This window comes from Mycoplasma putrefaciens KS1, from assembly GCF_000224105.1.
In the GTDB taxonomy this organism is placed as follows: Bacteria; Bacillota_I; Bacilli_A; order Mycoplasmatales; family Mycoplasmataceae; genus Mycoplasma; species Mycoplasma putrefaciens.
Map to the genome: position 1 here is coordinate 483,957 of NC_015946.1, position 26,283 is coordinate 510,239.

Sequence of the window (26,283 nt, forward strand, 5' to 3'; positions counted from 1 at the left end):
AAACAAATTTAAAATTCAATTTTTAAAGTAATTAGCTCTGGAATTTAATAAATGTTATCTTTTAAAAAATAAAAATTATTATCAATTCAATAAGTTAAAGCTTCAAAAGAAAAAGCCCTATAGTTTGTAATATTTAACAACATCATAGGACTTATATTTTTAAATCAAGTTTGTTTATTTTAAACTATCAAGCTTAGTTTTAATAGCTTTTAATTGTTCTTGATATGATTGATATTTGTTTTTTTCTTGAGCAATTTTTTCAGGTTTTGCTTTATTAATAAAATCTGAATTATTTAATATTTTTTTGCTTCTTAAAATTTCTTTATCTAATTCTGAGATTTTAAATTCCAACTCTTTAATTAATTGCTTTTTATCAGTAAATGAATCATTTGCAATATCTAAAAAGTATTCTTGAATTGATAAGCTAGTTTTATTAGTTGAATCTAAATCATCAACTAATAAAGTATTAGTAAATTTTTTTAAAAAACTAGCAATTTGATCTTTATGTTGTTTAAAACTATCAGTGTGTTTTTGATTTGTATTACTAATCAAAACTTTTAAAACTAAACTATTTTTAATTTTATTTGTATTTCTAAATTCACGTAAACTTGTAATCATATTAATAACATCACTAATATAACTAGTCTCATATTTCAGATTCAGTATAGTTCATTGTTCTAACATTATTGAAGCTTTTAAATTCATAGTTTGATAAATTTCTTCAGTTACAAATGGAATGTAAGAATGAAGCATAATTAAAATTTCTTTTAATAGATAAAATAAAGTTTGTTTAGTTTGGTTTGCTAATTGATTTTTTAGATTAATCTTAGCAAATTCAATATACCAAGAACAAAATTTGTCTCATACAAATTCAAATAATCTAGTTCCTGCTAATCCAAATTCATACTTATTCATTTTGTCATAAACATAACTTTGAACTTCAGATAACTCAGTTAAAATTCATTGACTAGCTACATCTAATTCATTTTTATAAAATTCAGGATCAAATAAAAAATCATCTTCTAGATTAATAAAAACATACCTACTTGCATTTCATAATTTATTAATAAAATTTCAACAAGCTGCAATTTTAGAATTTGAAAATCTTATATCCTGACCAGGAGTTGAGTTAGTTAGTAAAAATAACCTTAAAGCATCAGCACCATTTTGCTCAATAATATCCATTGGATCAATTCCATTTCCTAGAGATTTAGACATTTTTCTGTTTTCTTGATCTCTTACTAATCCATGAATTAAAACATCTTTAAAAGGGATTTGTTTTGTATATTCTAAAGTTTGAAAAATCATACGAGCAACTCAAAAAAAGATAATGTCATAACCAGTTACCAAAACATTGCTTGGAAAATAATTCTTAAAATATTCACTCGTAAATCCTTGACCATTCATTAGAGTTGAAAATGCTCATAATCCAGATGAAAATCAAGTGTCTAAGACATCAGCATCTTGTACTCAATTTTCAATATCTTGTGGTGGTTGTTTTGATACATATAGTTGTTTGGTTTGTTTATGATACCAACAAGGAATCTGATGACCTCATCATAACTGACGACTAATACATCAATCATTGGCATTTTGCATTCATTTAACTAACACATCATTAAAGCGTTCTGGAAAAAAATTAATTTTATTACTTGAAGCTTGTAAATCTAAAATCATTTTATTAAATTTTTGCATTTTAACAAATCATTGGTCTGAAAGATAAGGTTCAACAATAGCATTAGATCTTTCACTATATCCAACTTGGTGAGTAATTTTTTCTTCTTTAACTAGTAAGTTATTTTGCTTAGCAATTTCAACGATTTTTTCTCTTGCAACAAATCGATCTAATCCGGCATACAATTCACCACCCAAATGATTAACTGTTGCATCAGGATTTAAACAAATTATCATTTCTAAGTTATATTTAACAGCTAATTCAAAATCATTTGCATCATGAGCTGGAGTACATTTCATAACACCGGTTCCAAATTCAGAATCAACATACTCATCACCAATAACTGGAATAATTTGATTATTAACAGGATTAATAACTTGTTTATTAAGATATTTTTTGTACCTATCATCATTAGGGTTAACAACTAAACATTGGTCAGCAAACATTGTTTCAGGACGAGTAGTAGCAACTATTAAATAATCATCTGAATCTTTTATCAAGTATTTAAAATAATACATTTTTGATTCAGTTTCTCGATAAATTACTTCAATATTTGAAATTGCAGTTTGTTGAATTGGATCTCAATTAACTATTTGTTTTCCTTTATAAATAATTTTTTCATTATAGAACTTGACAAAAATCTCGTTAACAACATCATTAACATCAGCATCTAAAGTAAATTTTTCAATTGAATAATCTAAACTCAACCCTAACTTAGCTCATTGACTTCTAATAACTGAGGCATATTCTTCTTTTCATTTTCAAGCTTCTTTTAAAAATTGTTCTCGACCTAATTTGTGTTTGTCAATGTTTTGTTCTTTTAGTTTGGCTTCTACTTTAACTTGTGTACTAATACCAGAGTGATCCATACCGGGTAAATACAAAGTATCATAACCTGTGATTTTTTTAAAACGAATAATTGCATCTTGTAAACTAGTATCTCAAGCATGACCGATATGAAGCTTACCTGTTACATTAGGAGGTGGTAAAATAATTGAAAACTTAGGTTTTTTCGAGTTAGGATCTGCTTTAAAAAGCTGTTGATCTAATCAAAACTGATACTTATTTTGTTCTACTAATTGATGGTTATATTTAGATTCTAATTGCTTTTTCATAGCTGCTCCTTGCAATAACATTTTATTTTATATTATAAGATTTTTTATTAATACTTATAAATATATAAAAGACTGTTAAATTTAATCTATCTTTCTTAATAAATAAGTTAGCTCAAAAACTTTGAGCTATTGTTTACTAACAAAATTAATATCTAAAAACTAGTGATTATTTTTCTTTTGCTTATTAAAAACTTGAGATTTAGAATCTTGTTCAATTAACTGGCTAATTAATTTTTGATTGTTTTCTCAATCTCTTGAACTAAGATGATAAGAATAAAATTGGATTGTATCAGTGATTAATTTAAATAAAGTTGGAATTAAAGCACATGCTAAACTTGTAAATAAAATTCAAAAATTATTTTTATTTCAACTTAAGTGTGGTTCTTTGTTAATTGCAGCCAAACCAAAAACAGTTGAGTTAACTCCAGGAATACAAAATGCTAGAATTGAAATTAAAATCACAACAACTGAACCAATTATTAAAGGCTTAGAAATTGTTAGATCGATTTTTTTAGTTGCTTTTCAATTAGTTAGTTTAATTAGATGGGCAAAAAAACATGGTGCGATAATACTTGTGATAAACATACCTGTTCTACCAAAAACAATAAAATTATTAATATTAGATATATTTTTAGATAGTTCAAGATTGTTATTTTGTATAAATAAGAATCAGTTATCTGTTTTAAATTGATAATCTTGTATGCTATTTCAATGCTGCATATCAGTTGCTTGCATTGCGATAATAAAACTTATAATTTGAGCAGCTGATAGTGAAAGTGCTATTTGAAAGATTGGTCATATGAGATCTTTTAAAATACCAGCAGTCTTTTTTTGAGGTTTTAATAACATTAGTGAATCATCTAACGGACTCATTCCAATTCCAAAAGCTAAACAAGAATCAACAACTAGATTAATAAACAAAATATTTGTAGCTTCAAGTGGTGAAACTTTTAAAATTAAAGAAGATAAAATGATAGTAAAAACATTGGCAAAATTAAATCCTAATAATAATACAATTGCTCGGCGAATTTTTTGAAAGACATTTCTTCCTTCGATGACTCCTTTAATGATAGTTTTGAAATTATCATCAGTTAAAATTGCATCAGCTGCTTGTTTAGCAACATCAGTTCCAGTAATTCCCATAGCAACACCAATATCAGCTTTACTTAGGCTTGGCGCATCATTAACCCCATCACCAGTCATAGCGACAATATAACCTTTGTTTTGCAATGCTTGAACAATTCTTACTTTGTGTTCGGGATTAACTCTTGCAAAAATTTTAATATTGTCAATTGCACTTTCTAATTCTTTGTCAGTGTATTGTTCAAGTTTTTCTGAAGTTAACACTTCATAAGAAGTAAATGCTAGATCTAATTCTTTAGCAATAGCTAAGGCTGTAGTGGCATGATCTCCTGTAATCATAATCACTTTAATTCCAGCTTTTTTTGCTTCAGCAACTGCTAGAACTGCTTCAGGTCTAACTGGATCTATCATTGCTGTAGCTCCAATAAAAATTAGTTCAGATTCATAGTTATTATTATCATTAACTAATATTTTATAAGCAAAACCCAAAACCCTTAATGCATCATCGCTAAGCGAAGTTGAAGCTTTTTTAATCTCTTTTTTATGAGCTGAGGTTAGATTAATAATTTTATTATTTAAATAAATTTTTGTACATTTTTTTAATAATTGATCTAAAGCACCTTTAGTAAAAACAACTTTTTGATCATCTAATTGATTTACTGTAGTCATTAGTTTTCTTTCACTATCAAAAACAATTTCATCTATTCTTTGATATTTTTTTCGAAAATCTTGTTCATCAACGTTCATCATTTCAGCAAAATCAACTAAAGCTAATTCTGTAGGATCACCGATTCTTTCACCATTTTCAGTGATTGAATCATTAGGAAGAACTAGTGCTTTTAAAAATAATTCTTTTGAAGCATTTGTATTTAAATTAATAAATTCTTGAGATGAAATAATTTGGTTGTTTCAAATTAACTTTTGAATAGCCATTCTGTTTTGTGTCAATGTACCAGTTTTGTCAGTACAAATCACATTAACTGAACCTAAAGTTTCAATACTTTCAAGTTTTTTAACTATGACATTTTCTTTAACCATTCTTTTAGTTGCAAATGACAATGTAATTGAAACAATTGCAGATAATGATTCAGGAATAACTCCAATAGCTAAAGTAATAGCAATCATTAGATAATTAGCTCAGTTATTTTTATTTCCGGTAAATAAAAATAATAAAAAGACAAAAACACTAACAACTACTGCAATAAATGAAATTAAATAACTAAATTTATTAATTTTTCTACCTAAAGGTGTAATTTGATTTTCATTTTCTGAAATTGATTGTGAGATTTTTCCAATTTCAGTGTCAGTTCCAGTTCCAATTACAACTCCAATAGCACGTCCAGAAGTCACAAAAGTTGACATAAAGGCAGTGTTTTTCATACTTGACAATATTTTGGTAGGTTTTATTGGTTGGTCAGTTTTTTCAACACTAATTGATTCACCAGTTAAAATTGATTCATCAATCATACAATCATTTGCTTCAATCAATCTTAATTCAGCTGGCACGTATTTTCCTGCTTCAAGTAAAACAATATCACCAACAACTAAATTACTAGCATCAATTTCTTTTGTAACTGATTCTCTTAACACAATTGCAGTTGGTTTTGATAATGATTTTAAAGCATCAACTGATTTTCTAGCTTTAACTTCTTGAACAGTTGATAACAAAGCATCCAAGATAATAACAAACATAATTACTAAAAAATCAATAAAATTTTCAAAATGAAGTGAAAAGTTTTTTTGTGCTATTAAAGGAGCAATAATTGAAATAATTGCAGCAATAAATAAAATGATTTGAATAGGTTGAAAAAATGATTTAAAAAAGATTAAAATTGCTGGAGTTGGTTTTTTATTTGGTAAAAGGTTTTTACCATTTTTTGTCAATCTCAAACTAGCTTCTTGTTCAGTTAATCCAGTTGCAAGATTTGTATTTAAACTAGATTCAATCTCAGTTTTGGTTTGCGTTTTATAATCACTCATTTTTAAATTGCTTTACCCTTCTAAAAGTTTAATTATTTTATCATAGCATTCTGAAATATTAGTTTTATCTAAATTAGATACTTTTACAAAACTGTCTTTTGGATCAAAACCTAAGGCTTGTTTGATTTGTTGTTCATTTTTAAGATACTGGTTTTTTTTCAATTTATCTAATTTAGTACCAATAATCACAACAGCAATATTGTAATATTTTAAAAATTGATACATTCGAATGTCATCTTTAGTTGGTAAGTGTCTTAGATCAACCAACATAAACACACCTTTTAAGTTTTTTCTATTAGTAAAATAGTCTTGCATCATTTTAGCAAACTGTATTTTCATATTATCACTAATTTTTGCATAGCCATACCCAGGAGCATCAACTAATCTAAACTGATTTTTATTAATATCAAAAAAGTTTAATAATCTAGTTTTTCCTGGAGTGTTAGCTACTTTAGCTAACTTATTATTATTTGTTAAGGAATTAATAAAACTAGATTTACCAACATTACTTCTACCAACAAAACATATTTCAGCAACATCATCATCAATTCATCCACTTCTATCTGCTGCTGATTTGATAAAAACTGCTTGTTTAATCATTATTTTACTCCTCTTTTTTAATGTAATGATTTAGATTAGTTTCTATTCATCGTCTTAAATCATGATTTAAATAAAGTTTTAATTGTTCTTTATTATTATTTTGATCAAAATAATTAATAACAGCTTTTTTAAATACTTTTGTTAATTCAAATCTAACAGAAAAGAGTTTATTTAATTGTATTGCAGTTTTAAAAATAATTAAATACTTATCAGTTAGAATGATTAATAATGATCTTATCAGTCTAAGATTTACAAAATAATTGATAATAGTTAGCATAATTTTAATAATTGCAGATATTTCAAAAATAAAAAAACTATTTGACAAAGTCTTAGTTAGTATTAGTACAAAAATAATAGTTAATAATATTAATAAACAACTATCTATGATTAAGTTAATTATAATTTTTAAGTAATTTTTAGTATTAAAAAAACTGTTTAAGACTTCTTGATTTTTAATTATTAAAAGTTGTTTTTTAACTACTAGCAGTGCTTTGACAGTTATCAAAAATACCACTAGAGATAAAATAGAAATTAGAACGTATAAGACAATATTAGAAAGAAAAAGTTGATTATTTTTATTAAATAACATTTGAGATTCCTTTCTGTTGAAGTAATTTTTGAACAATTAATACTAATTTAAAAACCTCACCTACAATTGTAATTTCTACATTGTTTGCTCTTAAAAAGCAACCATCTAAAAAATTATTATGATCATTAATAACACATACAGTTATTGATCTAATATCAGTTAAAAACAACTTTAAATATTTATCTTCAAATTCTAAAATGATTTTTTTATTTGTCAGATAAACTGTTGAGTCAAAAAATTGATAGTTATTAAAGCGAGTCTTAAATTTTAGATTTTCTTTTAAAACAATAAAATCATCAACTAATAAGTCATCAACTAGCTCTTTTTTAAGTTGTCTTTTCGATGGCTTTTTATTTACTAGATCAGTTGTGGTAACTGATATTTGATAATTTTGTTCTAATAAGGCAACTTCATCGCTAGGAAGTTGATATTTAAAACTAATTTCTTTTAAAGGATCATTGAAATGAGCTTTTTTATACTGGTTTCATTTTATAAAATGTTTTTTGTTGTAATCAATAAAAGCTTGTCTTTTAATCTGATACAAATAAGCAAGCACTCCAACTATTAACAAAATAATAAAATAAATTACTATAAAAACTATAAAAGCATTCAATTTATTATTCATACTAGTTTTCTTCTAAACCTATAGTTTGTTGTCAGAAGTTTATAAAGTCTAGATAAGCTTGGATTTTAACCAAAGTGTTTAATTGCCTTAAATCGGTTTGGTTAGCAAAATCAAGATTAGTTCTTAAAATTTCTATTAAAAGCTGGTTTCCTTCGAATAAATCATCAAAATTAGTCTCATCACATAAAATTTGATAGACTTTTTTAAATTCATCTTTTGATGATATTAAGTTATTAAAAATTGGTTTATTTTCTTTTAAAATTTCGTTAACTTTGCTTACAACTAGTTTTTTAAAATAATCAAGATAATCTTGTTGGTTAGTTGTTTTTAAAGTTTGTTCTAGACTATCTAAACCTTTAAATATAAAGCTATTCTGTTTTAAAAGTAATGCTAAGCTTTTACTAATTTGAAATGCACAAATTAAATTAAATAAACTACTATCTTTGATTTTTAAAAGTTCTTTTACAATTTCTGATTCAAGTTTTTCTAATTTGTTTGCTAGTTGGTCTCATAAATCTAAATCAGCAATTTCTTCAAACTCAACAAGGATTTTTTCTAATTGTTGGTTAAGTTTGTCTTGTTTATTTAAATTCAAATTAGTTAAAAGATAGTCTAAATTAGTTATGATAATTGCTAGACTAGGTTCAAAAAAATCCAGTTCAACTTCAGATTTATTGTTTGACATAACGTTCTCCTTTATCAGATATTAATTTAATTATAACTTATCTCAAAAATGATTTTTATATATAATAGAGATTGAAATGGGGTATGTTTATGGTTGAAATTTACAAACTAAAAGAGTTAAATTCTTCTGATTTAAAAGCATATTCTCATATAAATCCGTGATTTGAAAAACGTTTAAATACTTTAATAATAAAAAACAAAAAATGAATCAGAAACTTTGGCTTGAATCCAAATGATTATATTAATTTTGATGATATTAGTTTTGTTAGTCTAGACAAGGCTTTTAAAGCAATTAATAATTATTTAAACTTTTTTAAGCCTAGAGTTAAAAAAATTATTTCAGATAAAAGATTATTTAAAAAATTTGACCAAGCAATTAAGAATTATGTTAGTTTACTAGCGATGTGTCAAGCTATTAACACAATGATAGATTTTTATCTAAAAATGGATTATGAAATTATTTTAAATAAACAACAAACAGCTTATCAGTTAGCAAATCAAATTTTAAATGATAAATTTGAAAGATTTTCAAATGAAGTTTTAAAAATTATTCCTAATGAATATAAAAATAATTTAAAAGATCTTTATAATGAAAAACAAGATTTTGCTAATCAACTACTTAACTCTAGTAAATTTAGTAGTTGAACAGCAAAATATGCTAAAGCATTATTTAGTAACAACAAAATTAGAGAAACTGAGTTTTTAAAAATTATTTATTTTTGCTATTTAGAAGATGAATTTAACAGAAGCTATTCAATACTATTACAAGAATTTATTTATAAATTAAACTAAGGAAGTTAAACTATGAGACAAAAAATTACAAAGGGTGGCACTAATATTTCATATAAAGTTGATGACAAATTTTTACAAATTAAAAGGCATAATTCTTTTAATCATAAAATTGACTACTCATTATTAGAAATTTTTGATTTTGTACCTAAACTTTTAAAAAATACTGCCACAGAAATAGAATGAGAATTTATCAATGGAGTTGAACCTATAATCGATTTAACAAATATCCAAATAATTACCAAACAAATAAAACAACTTCATAATTCTAATCTAAAATTTCCTGAATTTAATTTAACAAAACGAATTGAGTATTATCGAACCAAAATTAAAGAATTAAATACTAATACTCAAGTGTTAGATGATTATGAACATTTAATTGACCAAATTTTAAAGCAAATGGATCATGAGACACCTTTACATAATGACTTATTTAGTTTTAATATGATTCAAACCAAAGATAATAAAATCTATTTTGTTGATTGAGAATATGCAACAATGGGTGATAAACACTTTGAATTAGCATATCTAATTGAAACATCACAAATGAGTAAAGAATGTGAAAATAAACTACTAGAAGTTTATCAAGATTATCATAAAGATAAGCTTTTACTATCTAAAATTTTTGTTAACTATATAGTTATTTTGTGAATTCGTACTCAAACACCACCCCCACATGATACAAAAGCTCTTGAGAACAGAATTTATCAATTAGTAAAAGAAATTTAATAATTTTCATACAAATAAAACTTTACTTAATTTATCTAGAATCCAAACTAAAATATTAAATAAATTATTAGACAGTGTTTTACAATCAAGTTTGATCTTTGAAGATAAAAAAACTGCTGATTTAGCAGTTTGAATATTATTTAACTATTTTGATATTTAATTCGTCTAATTGGTTATCACTTACATAATCAGGAGCGTTATTCATCACATCAACTCCAGACGAGTTCTTAGGAAAAGCAATGACATCTCTAATAGAATTAGTATTGGCTAGTATCATTGCAACTCGATCTAACCCCCAAGCAATCCCAGAATGATAAGGTGCACCGTATTTAAAAGCATTAATAAATCAACCAAAATTAATTTCAATTTCTTCAGAAGATAGTTCGATTGCATTAAACATTCTTTTTTGAATATCAGGATCAGTAATTCTCTGACTTCCTCCACCAATTTCAAAACCATTCATTACTAAATCATAAGCATAAGCTAAAGCTTGTTTTTTATTAGTATCAAAATCAGCTAAACTTTCTTGTTTTGGCATAGTAAATGGATGATGTGCAGCAAGATATCTTTGCTCTTGATCACTATATTCAAATAAAGGAAAATCAACCACTCATAAAACTTTAAACTGATCTTTTCTAGCCAAATCAAACATTTTAGCTAAACAAACTCTCACAGCACCCATTGCTTGAGAAATTTTGTCATATTTTCCACAATTAATTAAAATTGTTGAATTTGTTTTAATATCAAATTCTTTGATTAATTGTGCTTTTTCAGTTTCAGATAATTGACTTGCTAAACTACCACTTCATTGATTGTTTTCAAATTTTACAAATGCTAAAGAAGTAAAACCAAATTGTTTTAGTTGCTCAGTTAACTCTTCAAGTTGTTTTTTAGTTAATAATTTATCAATAGCTATTGCTCTAATATAATTAGAATCTAGATTATTAAACATTTTTACTTGAGTGTTTTTAAAAATCTCATTTAAAGTATGAATTTTTAAATCATATCTTAAATCAGGTTTATCAGTTCCATATAAATCAATTGCATCTTTATAAGCTAGTCTAAGTAGTTGATCTTTAATTTGATAACCTTTAAGATCTCATAAAATTTTTTTAATTAGAGCTTCAGCAACTTGCATAACATCTTCACCAGTTGCAAAACTCATTTCTAAATCTAATTGAGTGAATTCAGGTTGACGATCTATTCTTAAATCTTCATCTCTAAAACATCTAACTATTTGATAATATCTGTCAAAACCAGAAATCATTAAAAGTTGTTTAAATAATTGTGGTGATTGAGGCAAAGCATAAAACTTATTTTTATTTAATCTAGATGGCACCAAAAAATCTCTAGCTCCTTCTGGAGTTGATTTTGCAAAATAAGGAGTTTCAATTTCTAAAAAATCATTTTCATCTAAAAAGTTTCTAATTACGCGGTTTAACTTAGCTCTTAGAATTAAATTTTGTTGCATTTCAGGTCTTCTTAAATCTAAATAACGATAAGCAAGTCTTGTATCTTCAGTGCTTGTAATATTGTCTTCAATCATAAAAGGTGTAAGTTCTGATTTATTAATAATAAAAAGATCATTAACTTTAATTTCAATTTCACCTGTTTTTAATTCTGAGTTAATTGCTTTTCTTTTTTCAACAATTCCTTGAACTTGAATAACATACTCAGTTTTAAGATTTGCTAAAATTTGTTTAAATGAATCATTAAAAACTAGTTGTGTAATACCATATCTATCTCTTAGATCAATAAAAGTCATTGCACCTAATTTTCTAATTTTTCTAACTCAACCTTGTAATAAAACTTCTTGACCTACATTAGAACTATTTAATTGTCCACAGGTGTGCGTTCTTTTCATATTAAACTCCTTTTAATAGTAAATTGATTTTTTCAGTGTAATTTTCTAAATTGCACTCTTGTTGTTGTTTAGTTTGTTGATTTTTGATTATAAAATTATTTGTTTGTGCTTCTTGATCACCTAAAATAATGATGTTTTTTGCGTTATATTTTTCAGCTTGTTTAAAAGCTGATTTTAAGGATTTGTGCATATTATTGGTATCACATTTTCAGTTACAAGCTCTTGAGATACTTAGTATTTGTTGGTTAATTAAAATTGCATTATCAGATAGACAAATAGTATATAGATCTAAACTATTATCTTTATTATCAATAGCTATCTTGTTTTGGTCTAAAATGAGTAGTACTCTCTCAAGTCCCATTCCAAACCCACAAGCAGCAAGCTTAATATTTCCAATTTCAGAAACTAAATTATTATATCTACCACCAGCTATTAAAGTCTGTTGACTTCCTAGACTATTATCTTTGTACTTGATTTCAAAAACAAAACCAGTATAGTAATCTAACCCTCTAACCAATTTATCATCTTGAACTGTTTTAATATTTAGATCATTTAAGATTTTTAGAGTTTTTTGATAACGTTGTAATTGCTCAGAATTTAAAAAGTCTCTCATACTTATCAAATCATCAAATTTAGTTGCATCAATTTTACAATCTAAAATTCTTAAAGTATTTTTTTCAAATCTAGTTTGACAATCATCACATAAATCAAATTGTTGAAGATATTTTTTTAGCTCAAGAATATATTTTTGTCTTTCAAGTCCAGTTAGTAAATAATTAACAACAACATCAACTTTATCTTGTAGTTTTAACTGACAAATAATATCATAAGCTATTGTTAAAACTTCAATATCTTGTTGTAAATCATCACTTCCAAAAACTTCAATACCTAATTGGTGAAATTGACGATTTCTTCCAATTTGAGGTCTTTCATATCTAAACATAGGTGACAAATAATAAGTCTTAAACGGTAAGTTGTCGGCTGTATACAATTTATTTTCAATTAAAGCTCTAACAGTTGGAGCTGTACCTTCAGGTTTTAAAACAAATTCTCTTTGTTTTTTATCAGTAAACTGATACATTTCTTTAGAAACAATATCACTAGTTTGTCCAACGCTTCGAACAAATAATTCTTTTAATTCAAAAATCGGAGTTCTAATTTCAGAATAATTATATTTATTTAAAATATCACGTAATTTATTTTCTAAAGTAACTCATTTTTTAGCTTGATCTAAATAAATATCTTGAGTACCTCTGGGTTTTTGTATCATGGACAATCTCCTTTAAATAATAATTAAATTATAAATCAAACAACTAACTAGCATTCTTTAAATTTTAAAATGGTTAATCTTTTTATTTTTTTACTAAGACATTAATAGGTGATGTTATGAGTTTTAAAATATTTGCTAGTGACTTTTATAGCTTTTTAGTTAATAAGCATTTCTTTTTAATGTTTTTATTACTATCAATTTGTTTTGCTTGCAGCTTTATTTTAAACTTTGAAGTTAAATATCTATTTTTATCACTATTTTTCTTAATAATTACTATTAGTTTGAACTACAAAAATTTTTATTTGATTTTAATTATATTTGCTGTGGTTGGATTAATTTTTATAGGTTATAAACTGTGATATTCTCATAGTGATTTAAGTTTTTTAAACCATCAAGAAATTAGTGCAAAAGTGATTGCTAAAAGTAAAACTTATGTCATTTTAAAACATAAAAACATTAAGTTCTATCTTTCTGATTTTGATAACAAGCTCTTTTTAGATCAAAAATTAATTATTAAAGGAGTTTTTGAAAAATTAGAGTCAAATACTAATTATTATCAATTTGACTTTTTTAATTACTTAACAAAGCAATTTGTTAATCACAAATTAGATAAGTATCAAATTATTAGTTTAACTAATGGTTTAAGATCTAATAAATGACTAGCAGATCACATTTATGCTCATAAGCTAATTAGTTTATTTTTATTAGAAAAAAATAATAAATCTACTGATTTTCAAAGAATCATTTCTGAATTAAATTTAGAATTTCTAATTATTATTAGTAGTTTTAATATTCATTTATTTACTAAATTTTTATACAAAATAAATTACAAATATAAATCAACAATTATTTTAAAATATGGTTTCTATTTACTAGTTTTATTAATCACATATCTAGCTAATTTCAGTTATGCAAGTCTTAGAATTATTGTTTATTTTTTAGTAAGTGAATATTTTAAAATCAAACATAAAAACACACCATTAATTTTTAAGAGATTTGTTTGTTTAATAATTTGTTTTGTAATTACTCCAAGTTTTTTAGTTTCTAGTTCAGCGTTGTTTGTAATTGTGGCATTCTTGTTTTTTTATGACCAGATTTTTAAAAATAAATTTTTAAATTATCTAACAAGATCGACTTTATTTACTTTTTATTTTCTTCCGCTACAAATTTATACTTTTTATGGTTTTAGTATTGTTATTCAAATTTGTTTAATATTTTTAAGACCTTTATTTGCTGTAATTTATTTTACAATTCCTTTTTGATTAATTACTAATAGTAATTGACTTACTGATAGTTTATTTAAATTATTAAGCTTAATCAAAAAGATCAACTTTCATATTAATACTGGTCAGTTTAATGTAGTTTTTTTAATTCTAGTTTATCTGGTGATTTTAATTGCTATGATGTATCAGTTCAAATCTTTTAAGACTTGAAGCCTTTTGTTTTTTACTTTACTAGTTTGTTATCTAATTAACTGACTATTAAAACCAGCAGTTTTTTTAGCAATGTTAAATGTTGGTAATGGAAATACTTTTATTTTTCATGATAAATATAAAAATATAACAATTATTAATGATTGTGGAACTGGTCGAGGATTTTCTAATCAAATACCCTATCAATTTTTAAAATATTATGCAATTAATAAAATTGATTTAGTTGTGATTTCACATTATCATACAGATCATTTTAATGGCTTAGAAACAATTCAAAAAAACCTTTATGTCAAACAAGTAATTGATTATCATAATTTTGAGCCTATTAAGAGTATTAAAGGTGTTAATTTATACTTTTTTTGAAATGACTTAAAATCTGAAAACAATAAATCACTAGTTCACATTTTAGAATATCGAAATACAAGAATTTTATTTACTGGAGATATTGAAAAAGAAGCTGAACTTGCACTAGTTAATAATAGTTATTTTAAATATGTAATTAATTTAAAACCAATTGATATTTTACAAGTACCTCATCATGGATCTAAATCTAGTTCAAGTGATGAGTTTATTAGTTTGATCAAACCTAAATACGGCTTAATTTCAGCAAATCAAAAAACCTATAACTTTCCAAGTTCTGAAACACTAATGATGCTATTTAAACATAACATCACATATTTCAAAACTCAAGAACTGGGTAATTGCTTTTTTAATTATCAAACTAATTTGTTTTGATTTAGAAAATAAAAAGATCACACTAGCGGTGATCAAAATTATTTTATAGATGAATTGAAAAAATTAAGCACTCATTAAGCGTGATTTTTCTCTTGCGGCTTTATTTTGTTTAAAGATTCCTTTTTTATAACCTCTATCAACTAAACTAACAGCATCTTTAACTAATTGTTCTTGACTAGCATCTTGAGTTTTTTTAGCAGCTAAAGCTTTTTTAATTGCTGTTTTAATTTCTGATTTAAAAGCACGATTTGCTAATCTTGATTTTTCATTAGTTAGAACACGTTTTTTTTGTGATTTAATGTTTGCCATTTCTTTTTTCAACTCCTTTATCAACTATAAATTTTTAAAATACATAAGTAAGTATAACAAATTTTAAATTAAAGTTAAATAGATAAATATTTAATTATAGCTGGTAATAACTGTTTTTCATAAAATTACTACTAGAGAGTTAAAAAGTAGTTATTTTGCTTTTTAAACCTTTAAAGTTATAAAATATATAAATGAATAGAGTGATAGAAATGTATTTTATTTATTCAGAAGACTGCTTTTTATTAAAAGAAAGAATTAATAAAATCATTAAACAAATAACACAAACCAATCAAGTTGAAGTGCAAAATTTTTCATTAATTGAAGATGATTTTGATGATATTTATCAAAGTGTAACTAACCTGAGTTTTTTTAATGATAAAAATGTTATTGTTATTAATGATGCATATTTTGTTAGTGAGTCAAAAGTTAATTTTAATAAGAATTTTTCAATCACAAAATTAGAACAAATGCTAAAAAAATATAATCCAAATAACCTTATTATCTTTACAATGAATACTAATAACTTTTCTAAAAGATTAAAAATAGCTAAATTTATTGAACAACATTGTAATTTAGAATATCTTAAACCTTTTGATCAGCGAAAAATAATTGCATATATTACTAATTATTTAAAACAACAAAATAAAACGATTGATCGTAATCTTGCTTTTCAAATCTATCAATATCTACCAAATGATCTACAAATCATTACCAATGAACTTAATAAACTAGCTAGTTTAGAACAAGCAATTACTATTGATTTAGTTTGAAGTGTTTGTGCTAAATATCACCAACAAGATATTTTTGGACTAGTTGATGCTTTTGTTAATAATAACCTTGACAAGTTTATTAAATTACTTAAAGACTATCTTTTATTAAATGATGATATTATAGGACTTATAAGTTTATTGAATGCAAGTTTAAGTTTTTATCGAGATGTTTTATTATTAAAACAGAGCTCAAAAACCCAACAACAAATCGCTTCAATCTTAAAAGCACATCAATATAGAGTACAACTTGCTTTAAATAGCAATTATGATATTAATAAACTAAATGATAAAATTAAATTAATATACAAGATATTTAAAGGAATTGTAACATCTAAAATGGATAAACAAATCATTGTTGAATATGAACTAATAAAAAATATGAGAGGTTAAAATGCAAGAGCTATATTTAAAACTAATTTATCTAGCTAAAAACATCATAAAAACAGAAAAGCTAAGATATTTTATTTATAAAGATGCTGAGTTTAGAGATAAGTTTTTAGTTTTGATAAATAATATTTTAACTTTAGAAACTAATTTTGAGATGAGTTTTGAAGGTCAAACATATGCCAAAGAATTTGCTAAAGCTTTTATTTTGATCACAAAACAAGCTGAAAAACAAAGATTTGAGACATTTGATGACAAAACTCAAGATCAAATTTCAGATGATTTAGATCAACTAGTGAAATTTATTGTTAAAGAATATAAAGTTCCTAGAACCAAACTATTAGATCAAACTGAATTAGTAACAGTTCAAGTGATCAGTCAATCAACTGAACTTACTAATAAAATGATTGAAAAGTGAGATCAAAAAGTTCAAGAAAGTAAGACTGAACAAACAGCTGATAAACCAGTTGAATCAGTAACAAAGCCTGCTGATTTAGAAGCTAAAAATAATCAAAATTTAGACAATGCTGCAAATAATCTCTTTAGTTCATTAAATCAAAACATTCTTTCAAATCCTGATATTCCACCAATTCCAACACAAGATCCAAGGTTTTATCCATATAAGACAAAACCGAAATTTATGCCAACTTTTAAAATAATTCTTTCTGTATTGTCTGCTATTTCAACTATTTTATTAATTACTACATTAAGTTATCTTTCACTTACAAGATTAGATATTAAAAACGGTTTTGATAATGGTTTTGATTGAAACACTTATGTTAAAGATTCTAATAAATTAACATTTTTAGAAAGATTTCCTTTGGTGGGGTTAGGTGTGAGAGGGTTCACAAGTGTAATTTCAACATTGTTTTATATTTTACCAACCGCGTTTATTTGTTCATACACCAAAAAGTCAAACTCTAACCCCAGAGAAAAATACAGAATGTCATTATTACCAGTGATTGTGTTTCTTGTGTTATTTGGAGCAGTTACAGCAACACTATCTAATTTTGCTTCAATCTCAAATATTTCAAATGCATGAAAAAAAGAATTACTTGGTTTTATAACAGATGAAAAAGAAAAATTTGCAAGTCAATTTGATAGTTTTTGACAACAAGTTGTTAATAAATATGGACCAAAAATTAACATTGCAGTTATACTTTCAATCACTTCTATGTCTTTGACGATTGTGACATTGATTGTTGCGGTTATTTTACTAATTGTCAATCCAAAACTAGATAGAGAAAAAATTCAAAAAGCCACTACTGAATATCAAAAAGTTGTATTGGCTGCTATGAATGGTGAAAAATATGAAATGGATCCATCAATTTATGATCATGTCGAAGTTCAAATCAAAGAACCTAGCAAGTTCAAACTATTTTTAATGAAATTCAAAAGTCAAAAAGATAAAAGTAATGATCAAAAAGAAGATAAATAATGTCTTCTTTTTGTTTTTTTTATTCAATTAGAGCAACAATTTGATATTTTTTTCTAATACTTTATTGAAATGAGAAGGGTTTTTGTAAATGTTAGAAAGAGAGAAAATTTGCCATGAAAGAAATTCAACGATTCTTAAAAAAAGATTTAAAAGATTTGACTGAAAGTGAAAAATTAGAATTGTTTGAAATACTACAACCAGCAATTAGATTCGCAATTAAAAAAGCACTATCAAAATTTTATAAAGTTCCATTAGAATTTCAAGATATGATGACATATGCTTGATTTGCTTTTGATGATTTATTGAAAAAATATCAAACCAAAAATATTAAAAAGAAATTTATCTCATCAGTTATTGATGCAGTTACATGAAAATGCACAGATGCGTGTGTAAAATTTATCAACAACAAACATAAAGTACTAAACATAAGTGTTTATCATTCACCAACTAAAAGAGAAGATGAAATTAATAAAATAGCTTCAAATTATTTTCCAATAAACACTGGATGAAATGACGTTGTTGAAAAGTATTTTAAAAATTGTGATGAACCATTAGCCCGTGAAATTTTTAGTATGTATACTAATGATGAAACTCAAAATGAGATATGCAATAAGTTAGATATCTCAAGAAATAAGATGACAAGAATACTGAGAAAAACAATTAACGAGTTGCAAGAAATAGCTAAACCATTACTATAATTCAATTTATTATTATTTATAATAATATTTGAAAAAAGGTGGATTTATGAGTTATTATTACAAACATAATTTCTCTTTTACCTACCATGGGTTACAACGGGCAAAAGAGAGATTGAAATTACAAGATAAACAAGATTATGAAGTTAAAGAATTATGCTTAAAACACATTCAAAGCTCTACAAAAAGTTTTGAATCTGGATCTGTTCTTTATATTTCTGCTTCTAATACCAATATCTTTTTTGTGATTGACAAAAAAGCTAATCTAATTATTACAGTAACTGAAATATCACCTGCAAAGCAGTTAAAAATCTTTGGAGGTAGTTCATGATAATTGCTGTGTTTGGCAAAATAGGATCTGGAAAAACAACTGTTTGTAATAAATTTGTTAAATTCCACCCATCTTTTAAAATCATTAATGCTGATCTTATAGCAAAAGAATTACTTAACAGACAAGATGTCAAAGAAAGTCTAAAAAAAATAGATAAATCCATTATTACTAGTAAAAATCAAGTTGATAGAAAATATTTAAGAAAAATTATTTTCGCAAATAAAGAGCTTGGTGAAAAAGTAGATATGCTTCTATGACCAATGATAACTGAAGAAATTAATCAGCAAATTTCAAATCAACCGGCTGATTATATAATTGAAGTTGCATTATTAGATCAACTAAAATTAGAACATGTTGATCTTAAAATAAAGGTAAAATCAAACATTTTTAAGACACTTTTTAGAGTCATAAAAAGAGATAATGCTAGTCTATCAAATGTTTTTAAAATATGATGAAAGCAAACAAAGTTACTGAGAAAAACTAAATATGATATTAGCATTAGACACTTTTATGAATTAGAATTTTATCTTCAAAAAAACAAACTTATTGATTGATAAGTTTGTTTTTCATTTATTAATCTTCAAATTTTTCTAAGCTACCATCAGCTAGAACTTTTTCGATTCTTCCTTTATATTCTTTTAGCTTTTCTTCAGCTAATTTAATCTTTTTCATACCTTCTTCAAAAATTTTCATAGCTTCTTCTAAAGATGTTTCACTACTGCTAATTTTTTTAGAATCATCTTGAATTTCTTGCATTAGTTGATCATAAGTTTTTTCTTGGTTATTCATTTTTTTCCACCTCTTCAACAACTGTTGTTAATTTAGCATCAGCTAAAAAGATTTTTAGTTTTTCATTAATACTAATATCTTTATAAGATGTTATTTTTTGACCTTTTTGATTTGTAACTATACTATAACCATTTTCTAAAGGCTTTTTAGGATTTAATAAAATAAATTTATTTGAGATTGATTCAAATCACAATTCTTCAATTGATTTTTTTTGAAGCATTAATGATCTAAAATTTGATTTAATAAATAAAAAATCATTTTCGTTCTTTTCAATTTTATTAATAGTTTTTTGAGTTAATGTATTGACAGAATCAATTATGATGATATTTTGATGGTTTAGAGTTCTTTGAATATTTTGAAATAAAAACTGTCTAAAATAACTTAAATTTTCAAATAGTTTATAAATTTTAGTTCTTATTGTTTGTGGTAAATGAAATTGTGCTTGTTCTATTAGAATTTCTTTTCTAGAAATATGTGCTTCAATGGCGTTGTTTTGTTCTAATTTAGCATGTTTTAAAATTTCAAATTGTTGATTATATTTATTTTTTAATAATAAATGAAACTTTTCAGAAATATAACTTAGTTGTTTTTTAAGTTCAACTACATCTCTACTAACTAATTCTCCTGCAGCAGTTGGAGTTGCTGCTCTAATATCGGCTACATAATCTGCTAGTGTAATGTCTGGTTCGTGACCTACAGCACTTATTATAGGAATAAAACTATCTTTAATAGATTGAAGCAATTCTAGTTCATTAAACGCTCATAGGTCTTCATAACTTCCTCCACCCCTACCAACAATTAGAACATCAAGCTTAACTTCAAATTCATTAGCTTGTTTAATTTTTTGAGCAAGGTCAAATTGGGCTTGAGCACCTTGCACTTGAGATGGAAATAAATATATATTAATTGATGGCATTCTTCTATGAATTGTAGTAATCAAATCATGAATAGCTGCTCCAGTATCAGCAGTAACGATTCCAACATTTTCAACAACATTAGGAAGCCTTTTTTTGATGCTAGGATCAAATCAACCTGCTTCTTTTAACTTTTTAAATCTTTCTTCATAGATCTTTTGTAGTTCACCAATTCCTTCGATTCTAACATCTTTTACTTCAAAAGTAATTTTTCCACCAACAATATAGTATGTAATTCTTCCAACACAGGTTATTTGCATTCCTTCTTTTGGATTTAGTTGTATAAGTTTGTGCGCATTACTTTTTCAAATCATACAACCAACAGACGCTTTTTCATCTTTAATCGAAAAATATACATGTCCAGATGATTTATTAATAGTTAAATTACTTAATTCACCTTTTACATATATTGATTTAAAATAATCTATATTTTCTAAGCAATATTTTATGTTTTGGTTTAGTTCTTGAACTGTTAAAATCTTTTCCATAACTATTTTTTATCTACCTTATCTAGTATGGCATTAACAAATTTAAAGTCAAAATCTGGAATATAATTTTTTGTATACTCTACCATTTCATTAATAACAACGGCTTTAGGAGTTTCGGTATATTCTATTTCATAAATTCCAACAATTAAGACGGCTCTAACTACTGATGGAATTCTTTCTCATCTTCATTTAGATGATAAAAGTGGTTTAATTGTTTGAATAATCTGTTCACTAAGATTGGCAATAGTTTCGATTTCATCAATCACGTCTTGATTTTTAAATTGCTGTACATCATCTAAAACATCTTGTTTTATATAATTAAAATTTGCATTTAGTAATTGGTATTTATAAAAAGCTTGAATCAATAATTTCCTTTTTGTTCACGGACTAATTTTCATTTTTTTATATCTCTTATTTTTTCTTAGCACTCATACTAATTTTAGTTATTATATTCTTTTGGGTTGGAGATGATGTAGAATTCGAATTCATGTCAGCTTTATTTATTTTTAATTCTTTCTCGTTTTTATCAAATGTAAAGTTGTTTAGAGATTCTAATAATTTATTGTGGTTAAATAAAGTACCTTTTACTACTTTAAAAGTGTTTTCTGGATTTTGTCTTAAAAAATTATAAATAACTGATGATCTAGTTTCATATTTAAAGTTGATTTTATTTTTACCGAATGGAGTAATTCTTCCTGATTCTGAATTTGCCAATCTAACAGCGTCACTTAAATATGATGAAAGACTGATTAATAATTCATTAAATTTAGATGAATTTTTAATAGCATTCTCAAGTTGGGGATTCATAATATTAGCATCTTTAACACCATTTTGAGTTAAAAACGCTTCAAATCACGATAAATGTTCTCTAAATACATCAACAATGCTTTTACCTATATATTCTATAACAATAGGGGTTTCAAACTTATCAATATTTAGTGTTGAATTGCTCACAACTTCTGTTTTCATTTTAAAAAAATTAGGTAACAAAATTACATCTAAAGATTGACTTGTCTTTTGTTCACCACCATTAGTTTTAAAAATAAATTTTAACTTTTGATCTTTAGTATCATCCAAATCCTTAAAGTCATCTTCTTTTTTTAATTCTTTCAATCCATTTGGGTTATTAACATTAACCGCTGTTTCTCTATAAAAAACTAAATCAGCTTTTTGCAAATCTTCTCAGCTCTTATTTTTATTATCAGTAAATTCGTTTGCTGCTAAAGCTTTTAATCTATTAATAGCATATTGCTTATTAACATTATTAGTTCCATTACCATTTGTTGTTAGTATTTCTTTTAGTTCATCTCGACTAACAAAAGCTTGGCTAGTTTTCCAAACGCCTTTATTTTCAATAGACGACAAATTATTATAAACTTTTTTTATTTCTACTCTTCTAACACAACTTATTGTTGCAATTCCAGAAGTAGCTATCAAACCAAGTGTTGCTAACATACCTAAGATTTTTTTCATAAGCAACGCTCCTTTACCTTTTAAATTATCTCATTAAATAAGTATTTTTATAAGTTGTCAGAAAAAGTTTTATTTACTAGGTTTTCGATCTCGGCTTTATATGGTGGATTATCTTCAATGTACGGAGTTTCTAATATTTTAGGAACATTTTCAAAATCTTTGTCTCAAACAACTTCACACAACGCATCAAATCCAATATATCCATAACCAATATTTGCGTGTCGATCTTTATGAGAAGATAACTCATTTTTTGAATCATTTAAATGAATACATAAAACCTTATCTAAACTAAGATATTTTTTTAGTTCAATTTTTACCTGCTCTCATTTACTAATATCATAACCAGCATCATGCATGTGACATGTATCTAAACAAATTCCTACTTTCTCTGGATGTTTAAGCTTACTAAAAATATAATTAAAATCTTCAAATTTAGAGCAAACTTCACCACCTTTTCCAGACATTGTTTCTAAAACAACTTTAACATTTGTTTGAAATTCACTAACAAGATCTAAAGCTTTAATGATTTGATCTAAAGAATTTTTATAATCTCCAGTTGTATATGATCCTGGATGCAAAACTAAAAGATTAATTCCAATCGCTTCACAATATTGAATCTCTTTTTTTAACATTTCTACTGCAAAGTTTCACTTTTTAGCATCAACACTATTAGCAATGTTAATAATATAACCAGCATGAACAACTAAATCTTTGGCATTAATATTATTTTGTTTGATCAAATCATGCATTTGTTTAATATTTAAAGCTTGAAGATCAGCTTTATTAGCATTTTGTGGTGGACCTGTAAAAATCATAAAAGTATTTGCTTTATATCCAATAGCTTCATAAACACTTCCTACTAGATAATGATTTGTTTTTGTCATCTTAACATGACATCCTAAAAGTGGTTTATTCATAACTCTCCTTTAATAAGTTTAAACATGTTTTTTTGTCATTTTCTATTAATTCTACTAGCTGATCTAAACTATTAATTTTTTGGTTTTCTCTTATATATTCTAATAGTTCAAAACTAATATGTTTAGAATAGATATCTTTATTAAAATCAAAAATATTAGCTTCAAAAACCATTAAATTATTTCTATTAACTCAACTATCACCCATTCCGTATCTAACTTGTTGGTGATCAATAACTACTTTTACTAAATAAACACCATTTTTAACTACAAAAGTTGAATTAGTTAAAATGTTTGCTGTTGGAAAATTTATGGTTCTTCCTAGTTGATTACAAAGTGTCACAATTCCAGAAAAACTGTAATTAAAGCCGGTGATCTTTTTAAATTCTTTTATATCCGCATCAACTAGTAATTGTTTGGCTTGTTTTATTAGATCTGTATCATCTTTTATAATCGTATTGGTGCAAAGTTTCACTAATTTATCTAATTGTGAGAAACTTTTTAAACTATAAACATTACTAATATTATATTGATTAATTAATTCTAAAAAGTCATCGTTTAAAAGTTCTATTATCTTAAAACCTTGTTTTTTAAATTCACTAATTTGATAATTTGAACAAAGATAATCAAAATCATCATCAGCGTAACAATATCCAAAAACAACTAAATTAGCTTTTGTAAAAGAACATAAAAATCTTTTGGTTAAATATTTAAAATCAGTAAATATGGCTGTTTTTTGATTATTCATTCTTTCACCTTTAAAATGACTTTTTGTAATTAAATAAAATAAAAAAGACTTATGGTTAGTCTTTGTTGTAGTCTAAGAATATGGTGCCTGATGTGGGAATCGAACCCACAACCCACTGATTAAGAGTCAGTTGCTCTACCAATTGCGCTAATCAGACACGTATCTTAATTTTACAACTTTTAAAATAGAAAATAAATAGTTTTATTTTATTGCATCATCTTTTTTTCTATCAACTTTTTTAGATAAATGATTCTTAGTTCTTTTTCTGCAATCTCAACTTTAACTTCAATTAATTTATCTGCATGGTATGGTTGATGGATCCTATTATAATAAATAGCAAAATAAATAAACATCCCAACTACAGGAAAAAACCATCACAATCATGATTTTTTAATAATTTCTTTATTTACCTTTTTTAGCTTTTTTTGTAAATCTTTAATTTCAGACTCTGCTTGGCTAATTTGTTGATTTAACTCTTCTAAAGTCATATTGTTAAAATTGTTTTGCATAGCTACATCCTCTAATTTCTTTTTGAATCGATAAATCACAAAATGCCAATTATCTTAAAATACCAGAACAGATAATATTTAATAATAAGTAAAATTTGATGATTCATTTTCAAAATTTTACAATACTAAAGATGTTATTTTAGATTACTTAACTATCTTTATTTTTAATCTTTGGTATTTTCTAATGGTCTTATTTTATTTTATAATTTTATTAAGTTTGATGAAAGGAAAAATCTATGCATTATTTAGGAATAATTATTGCAAGTGTTCTAGGTTATTTTATAGGTTGTATCTCTTGATCAACTATCATTGTTAAAAAGGTAAAAAATATAGATATTAGAACAGTTGGATCTGGAAATCCAGGAGCAACTAACGCTACAAGAATACTTGGTAAAAAATGAGGTTTATTAATCACATTTTTAGATGGATCTAAAGTTGTCTTAACAGCAATTATTGCCATAATTCTGTCTATTAGTAAACACCACTTATTTAAAGAAACTAGTTATTTTATTCCTTGTATTTTTGCTTTAATTGGACATTGCTATCCAATTTATTATCGATTTAAAGGTGGCAAAGCAGTTAGTTGCTTTTTAGGATTATTACTTGTTATTAATATTTTGTATTTAATAATCTTTTTGATTGTGTGATTTATCGCAGCAAGTATTTGAAGAAAAGTTAGTTTAGCTTCAATAATGTCAGCTCTAGTTATTCTGCTAATTATGTGAATGCCCTGGTTTAGCGGAACAACTACTTTTATATGACAATGAAACGGACTAGAACAATTTAAGGTAGCGTGGAACAGATATTTACTATTCTCATTTTTTAATTCATTTCATCTTTGGTTAAACAACACTTGAGCAAGCGGAATGCTTGAAGCAAATATTGTAATTTTAATTTCTGGGATAATTTTAGCTTGAAGACATTTTCCAAATATCCAAAGACTTAGAAATAAAACAGAACCAGACACATTTCCTAGAAAAGTTAAAAATAAATAACCATTTTATTATCAATTAATTTATAAAAATAAAAACACATACAGTTATTCTTAAAACTTAAGAATATTGTTAATGTGTTTTAAATATTAATCTATTTATTTTTTTTGATTGCATTCATTGTTTTTTTAATGTCTGCTTCTGATGGTTTTCTTCCCATGCTCATATACATAGCTCTGATTTGTTTTTCAGTTATTGGAGGATTATTTTTTAGTTGTTTTTTAACCATAATTCTTGTTAAGAAAAACCCTAAAATCAATCCTGCTATTAAACAAATTAAGACTGTTGCAACAATGATTCCTACAAATGAACCTGTTGAATATGTTACATCTGCTAAAAACATATTATTTCCTTTCTA

Annotated in this window: 26 protein-coding genes and 1 tRNA gene; 9 read left to right on the forward strand and 18 right to left on the reverse strand. The window is 25.2% G+C overall.

All coding sequences use genetic code 4. The annotated features are described in order from the left end of the window. Positions 1–174: 174 nt before the first annotated feature. The 6 genes from MPUT_RS02090 to MPUT_RS02115 all read right to left on the reverse strand — a co-directional run bounded on the left by MPUT_RS02090 (position 175) and on the right by MPUT_RS02115 (position 8,352). A complete protein-coding gene (locus MPUT_RS02090; protein WP_014035153.1) occupies positions 175–2,790 on the reverse strand; it encodes a valine--tRNA ligase in 2,616 nt (871 codons plus the stop codon). Between the two features lie 159 nt (positions 2,791–2,949). Then, positions 2,950–5,853, reverse strand: a complete 2,904-nt coding sequence (locus tag MPUT_RS02095; RefSeq protein ID WP_014035154.1) for a cation-translocating P-type ATPase — start codon at positions 5,851–5,853, stop codon at positions 2,950–2,952. Between the two features lie 12 nt (positions 5,854–5,865). Beyond that, complete coding sequence (gene yihA, locus MPUT_RS02100; protein WP_014035155.1) at positions 5,866–6,453, reverse strand: ribosome biogenesis GTP-binding protein YihA/YsxC; 588 nt, start codon at positions 6,451–6,453, stop codon at positions 5,866–5,868. Positions 6,454–6,457: 4 nt separating this feature from the next. Beyond that, positions 6,458–7,042 (reverse strand): hypothetical protein, encoded by a 585-nt coding sequence (locus tag MPUT_RS02105; RefSeq protein ID WP_014035156.1) that lies wholly within the window; start codon positions 7,040–7,042, stop codon positions 6,458–6,460. Further along, positions 7,032–7,667, reverse strand: a complete 636-nt coding sequence (locus tag MPUT_RS02110; RefSeq protein ID WP_014035157.1) for a hypothetical protein — start codon at positions 7,665–7,667, stop codon at positions 7,032–7,034. Before MPUT_RS02110 ends, MPUT_RS02105 begins: the two co-directional genes overlap by 11 nt. Position 7,668: 1 nt before the next feature. After that, positions 7,669–8,352, reverse strand: coding sequence for a hypothetical protein (locus MPUT_RS02115; protein ID WP_014035158.1), 684 nt, complete (start codon positions 8,350–8,352; stop codon positions 7,669–7,671). Between the two features lie 89 nt (positions 8,353–8,441). On the opposite strand from MPUT_RS02115, the gene MPUT_RS02120 reads away from it, so the two are divergent. Together MPUT_RS02120 and MPUT_RS02125 are read left to right on the forward strand one after the other, a co-directional pair. Further along, positions 8,442–9,143, forward strand: a complete 702-nt coding sequence (locus MPUT_RS02120; protein WP_014035159.1) for a hypothetical protein — start codon at positions 8,442–8,444, stop codon at positions 9,141–9,143. 12 nt (positions 9,144–9,155) lie between these two features. Then, on the forward strand, positions 9,156–9,869 hold the full coding sequence (locus tag MPUT_RS02125) for a phosphotransferase (RefSeq protein WP_014035160.1): 714 nt from the start codon (positions 9,156–9,158) through the stop codon (positions 9,867–9,869). Positions 9,870–10,005: 136 nt separating this feature from the next. Here the strand turns inward: MPUT_RS02125 and aspS are convergent, their stop codons facing one another. After that, a complete protein-coding gene (aspS, locus tag MPUT_RS02130; RefSeq protein WP_014035161.1) occupies positions 10,006–11,733 on the reverse strand; it encodes an aspartate--tRNA ligase in 1,728 nt (575 codons plus the stop codon). 1 nt (position 11,734) lies between these two features. Continuing rightward, positions 11,735–13,003 carry a histidine--tRNA ligase gene (hisS, locus tag MPUT_RS02135; protein ID WP_014035162.1) on the reverse strand — a complete coding sequence of 423 codons (1,269 nt, stop codon included), beginning with the start codon at positions 13,001–13,003 and terminating at the stop codon, positions 11,735–11,737. Between the two features lie 116 nt (positions 13,004–13,119). On the opposite strand from hisS, the gene MPUT_RS02140 reads away from it, so the two are divergent. Then, a complete protein-coding gene (locus MPUT_RS02140) occupies positions 13,120–15,183 on the forward strand; it encodes a ComEC/Rec2 family competence protein (RefSeq protein WP_014035163.1) in 2,064 nt (687 codons plus the stop codon). Between the two features lie 51 nt (positions 15,184–15,234). Here the strand turns inward: MPUT_RS02140 and rpsT are convergent, their stop codons facing one another. Then, complete coding sequence (gene rpsT / locus MPUT_RS02145) at positions 15,235–15,480, reverse strand: 30S ribosomal protein S20 (protein ID WP_014035164.1); 246 nt, start codon at positions 15,478–15,480, stop codon at positions 15,235–15,237. Between the two features lie 209 nt (positions 15,481–15,689). Between rpsT and holA the strand changes: the two genes are divergently transcribed. From holA to coaE, 5 genes are all read left to right on the forward strand, one after another. Further along, positions 15,690–16,640, forward strand: a complete 951-nt coding sequence (holA, locus tag MPUT_RS02150; protein ID WP_014035165.1) for a DNA polymerase III subunit delta — start codon at positions 15,690–15,692, stop codon at positions 16,638–16,640. Between the two features lies 1 nt (position 16,641). Further along, complete coding sequence (locus MPUT_RS02155; RefSeq protein ID WP_014035166.1) at positions 16,642–18,072, forward strand: hypothetical protein; 1,431 nt, start codon at positions 16,642–16,644, stop codon at positions 18,070–18,072. Positions 18,073–18,185: 113 nt separating this feature from the next. Then, on the forward strand, positions 18,186–18,770 hold the full coding sequence (locus MPUT_RS02160; RefSeq protein WP_014035167.1) for a hypothetical protein: 585 nt from the start codon (positions 18,186–18,188) through the stop codon (positions 18,768–18,770). 46 nt (positions 18,771–18,816) lie between these two features. Next, a complete protein-coding gene (locus tag MPUT_RS02165) occupies positions 18,817–19,101 on the forward strand; it encodes a hypothetical protein (RefSeq protein ID WP_014035168.1) in 285 nt (94 codons plus the stop codon). Further along, the gene (coaE, locus tag MPUT_RS02170) at positions 19,095–19,655 is read left to right on the forward strand and encodes a dephospho-CoA kinase (protein ID WP_014035169.1); all 561 of its coding nucleotides are present in this window, start codon (positions 19,095–19,097) and stop codon (positions 19,653–19,655) included. Before MPUT_RS02165 ends, coaE begins: the two co-directional genes overlap by 7 nt. Before the next feature lie 16 nt (positions 19,656–19,671). Here coaE and xseB read toward each other — a convergent pair whose 3' ends face one another. The 8 genes from xseB to MPUT_RS02210 all read right to left on the reverse strand — a co-directional run bounded on the left by xseB (position 19,672) and on the right by MPUT_RS02210 (position 24,933). Beyond that, positions 19,672–19,887: an exodeoxyribonuclease VII small subunit gene (gene xseB, locus MPUT_RS02175; protein ID WP_014035170.1), complete on the reverse strand. Its 216-nt coding sequence runs from the start codon at positions 19,885–19,887 to the stop codon at positions 19,672–19,674. Next, positions 19,880–21,289 carry an exodeoxyribonuclease VII large subunit gene (gene xseA, locus MPUT_RS02180; protein ID WP_014035171.1) on the reverse strand — a complete coding sequence of 470 codons (1,410 nt, stop codon included), beginning with the start codon at positions 21,287–21,289 and terminating at the stop codon, positions 19,880–19,882. The genes xseB and xseA overlap by 8 nt, the downstream gene beginning before the upstream one ends. 2 nt (positions 21,290–21,291) lie before the next feature. Continuing rightward, positions 21,292–21,687 carry a transcription antitermination factor NusB gene (gene nusB, locus MPUT_RS02185; protein WP_014035172.1) on the reverse strand — a complete coding sequence of 132 codons (396 nt, stop codon included), beginning with the start codon at positions 21,685–21,687 and terminating at the stop codon, positions 21,292–21,294. 13 nt (positions 21,688–21,700) lie between these two features. Continuing rightward, positions 21,701–22,762, reverse strand: a complete 1,062-nt coding sequence (locus MPUT_RS02190) for a hypothetical protein (RefSeq protein ID WP_014035173.1) — start codon at positions 22,760–22,762, stop codon at positions 21,701–21,703. Between the two features lie 47 nt (positions 22,763–22,809). Beyond that, positions 22,810–23,679 carry a deoxyribonuclease IV gene (locus tag MPUT_RS02195; RefSeq protein ID WP_014035174.1) on the reverse strand — a complete coding sequence of 290 codons (870 nt, stop codon included), beginning with the start codon at positions 23,677–23,679 and terminating at the stop codon, positions 22,810–22,812. Further along, positions 23,672–24,424, reverse strand: a complete 753-nt coding sequence (locus MPUT_RS02200; protein ID WP_014035175.1) for a riboflavin kinase — start codon at positions 24,422–24,424, stop codon at positions 23,672–23,674. Before MPUT_RS02200 ends, MPUT_RS02195 begins: the two co-directional genes overlap by 8 nt. 81 nt (positions 24,425–24,505) lie before the next feature. Next, a tRNA-Lys gene (locus MPUT_RS02205) sits at positions 24,506–24,581 on the reverse strand. Positions 24,582–24,630: 49 nt separating this feature from the next. After that, a complete protein-coding gene (locus tag MPUT_RS02210) occupies positions 24,631–24,933 on the reverse strand; it encodes a hypothetical protein (protein ID WP_014035176.1) in 303 nt (100 codons plus the stop codon). Between the two features lie 236 nt (positions 24,934–25,169). Here MPUT_RS02210 and plsY point away from each other — a divergent pair, with 236 nt between their 5' ends. After that, positions 25,170–25,928: a glycerol-3-phosphate 1-O-acyltransferase PlsY gene (gene plsY / locus MPUT_RS02215; protein WP_014035177.1), complete on the forward strand. Its 759-nt coding sequence runs from the start codon at positions 25,170–25,172 to the stop codon at positions 25,926–25,928. A 91-nt stretch (positions 25,929–26,019) separates the two neighbouring features. Here the strand turns inward: plsY and MPUT_RS02220 are convergent, their stop codons facing one another. After that, positions 26,020–26,268, reverse strand: a complete 249-nt coding sequence (locus MPUT_RS02220; RefSeq protein WP_014035178.1) for a YneF family protein — start codon at positions 26,266–26,268, stop codon at positions 26,020–26,022. Positions 26,269–26,283: the final 15 nt, after the last annotated feature.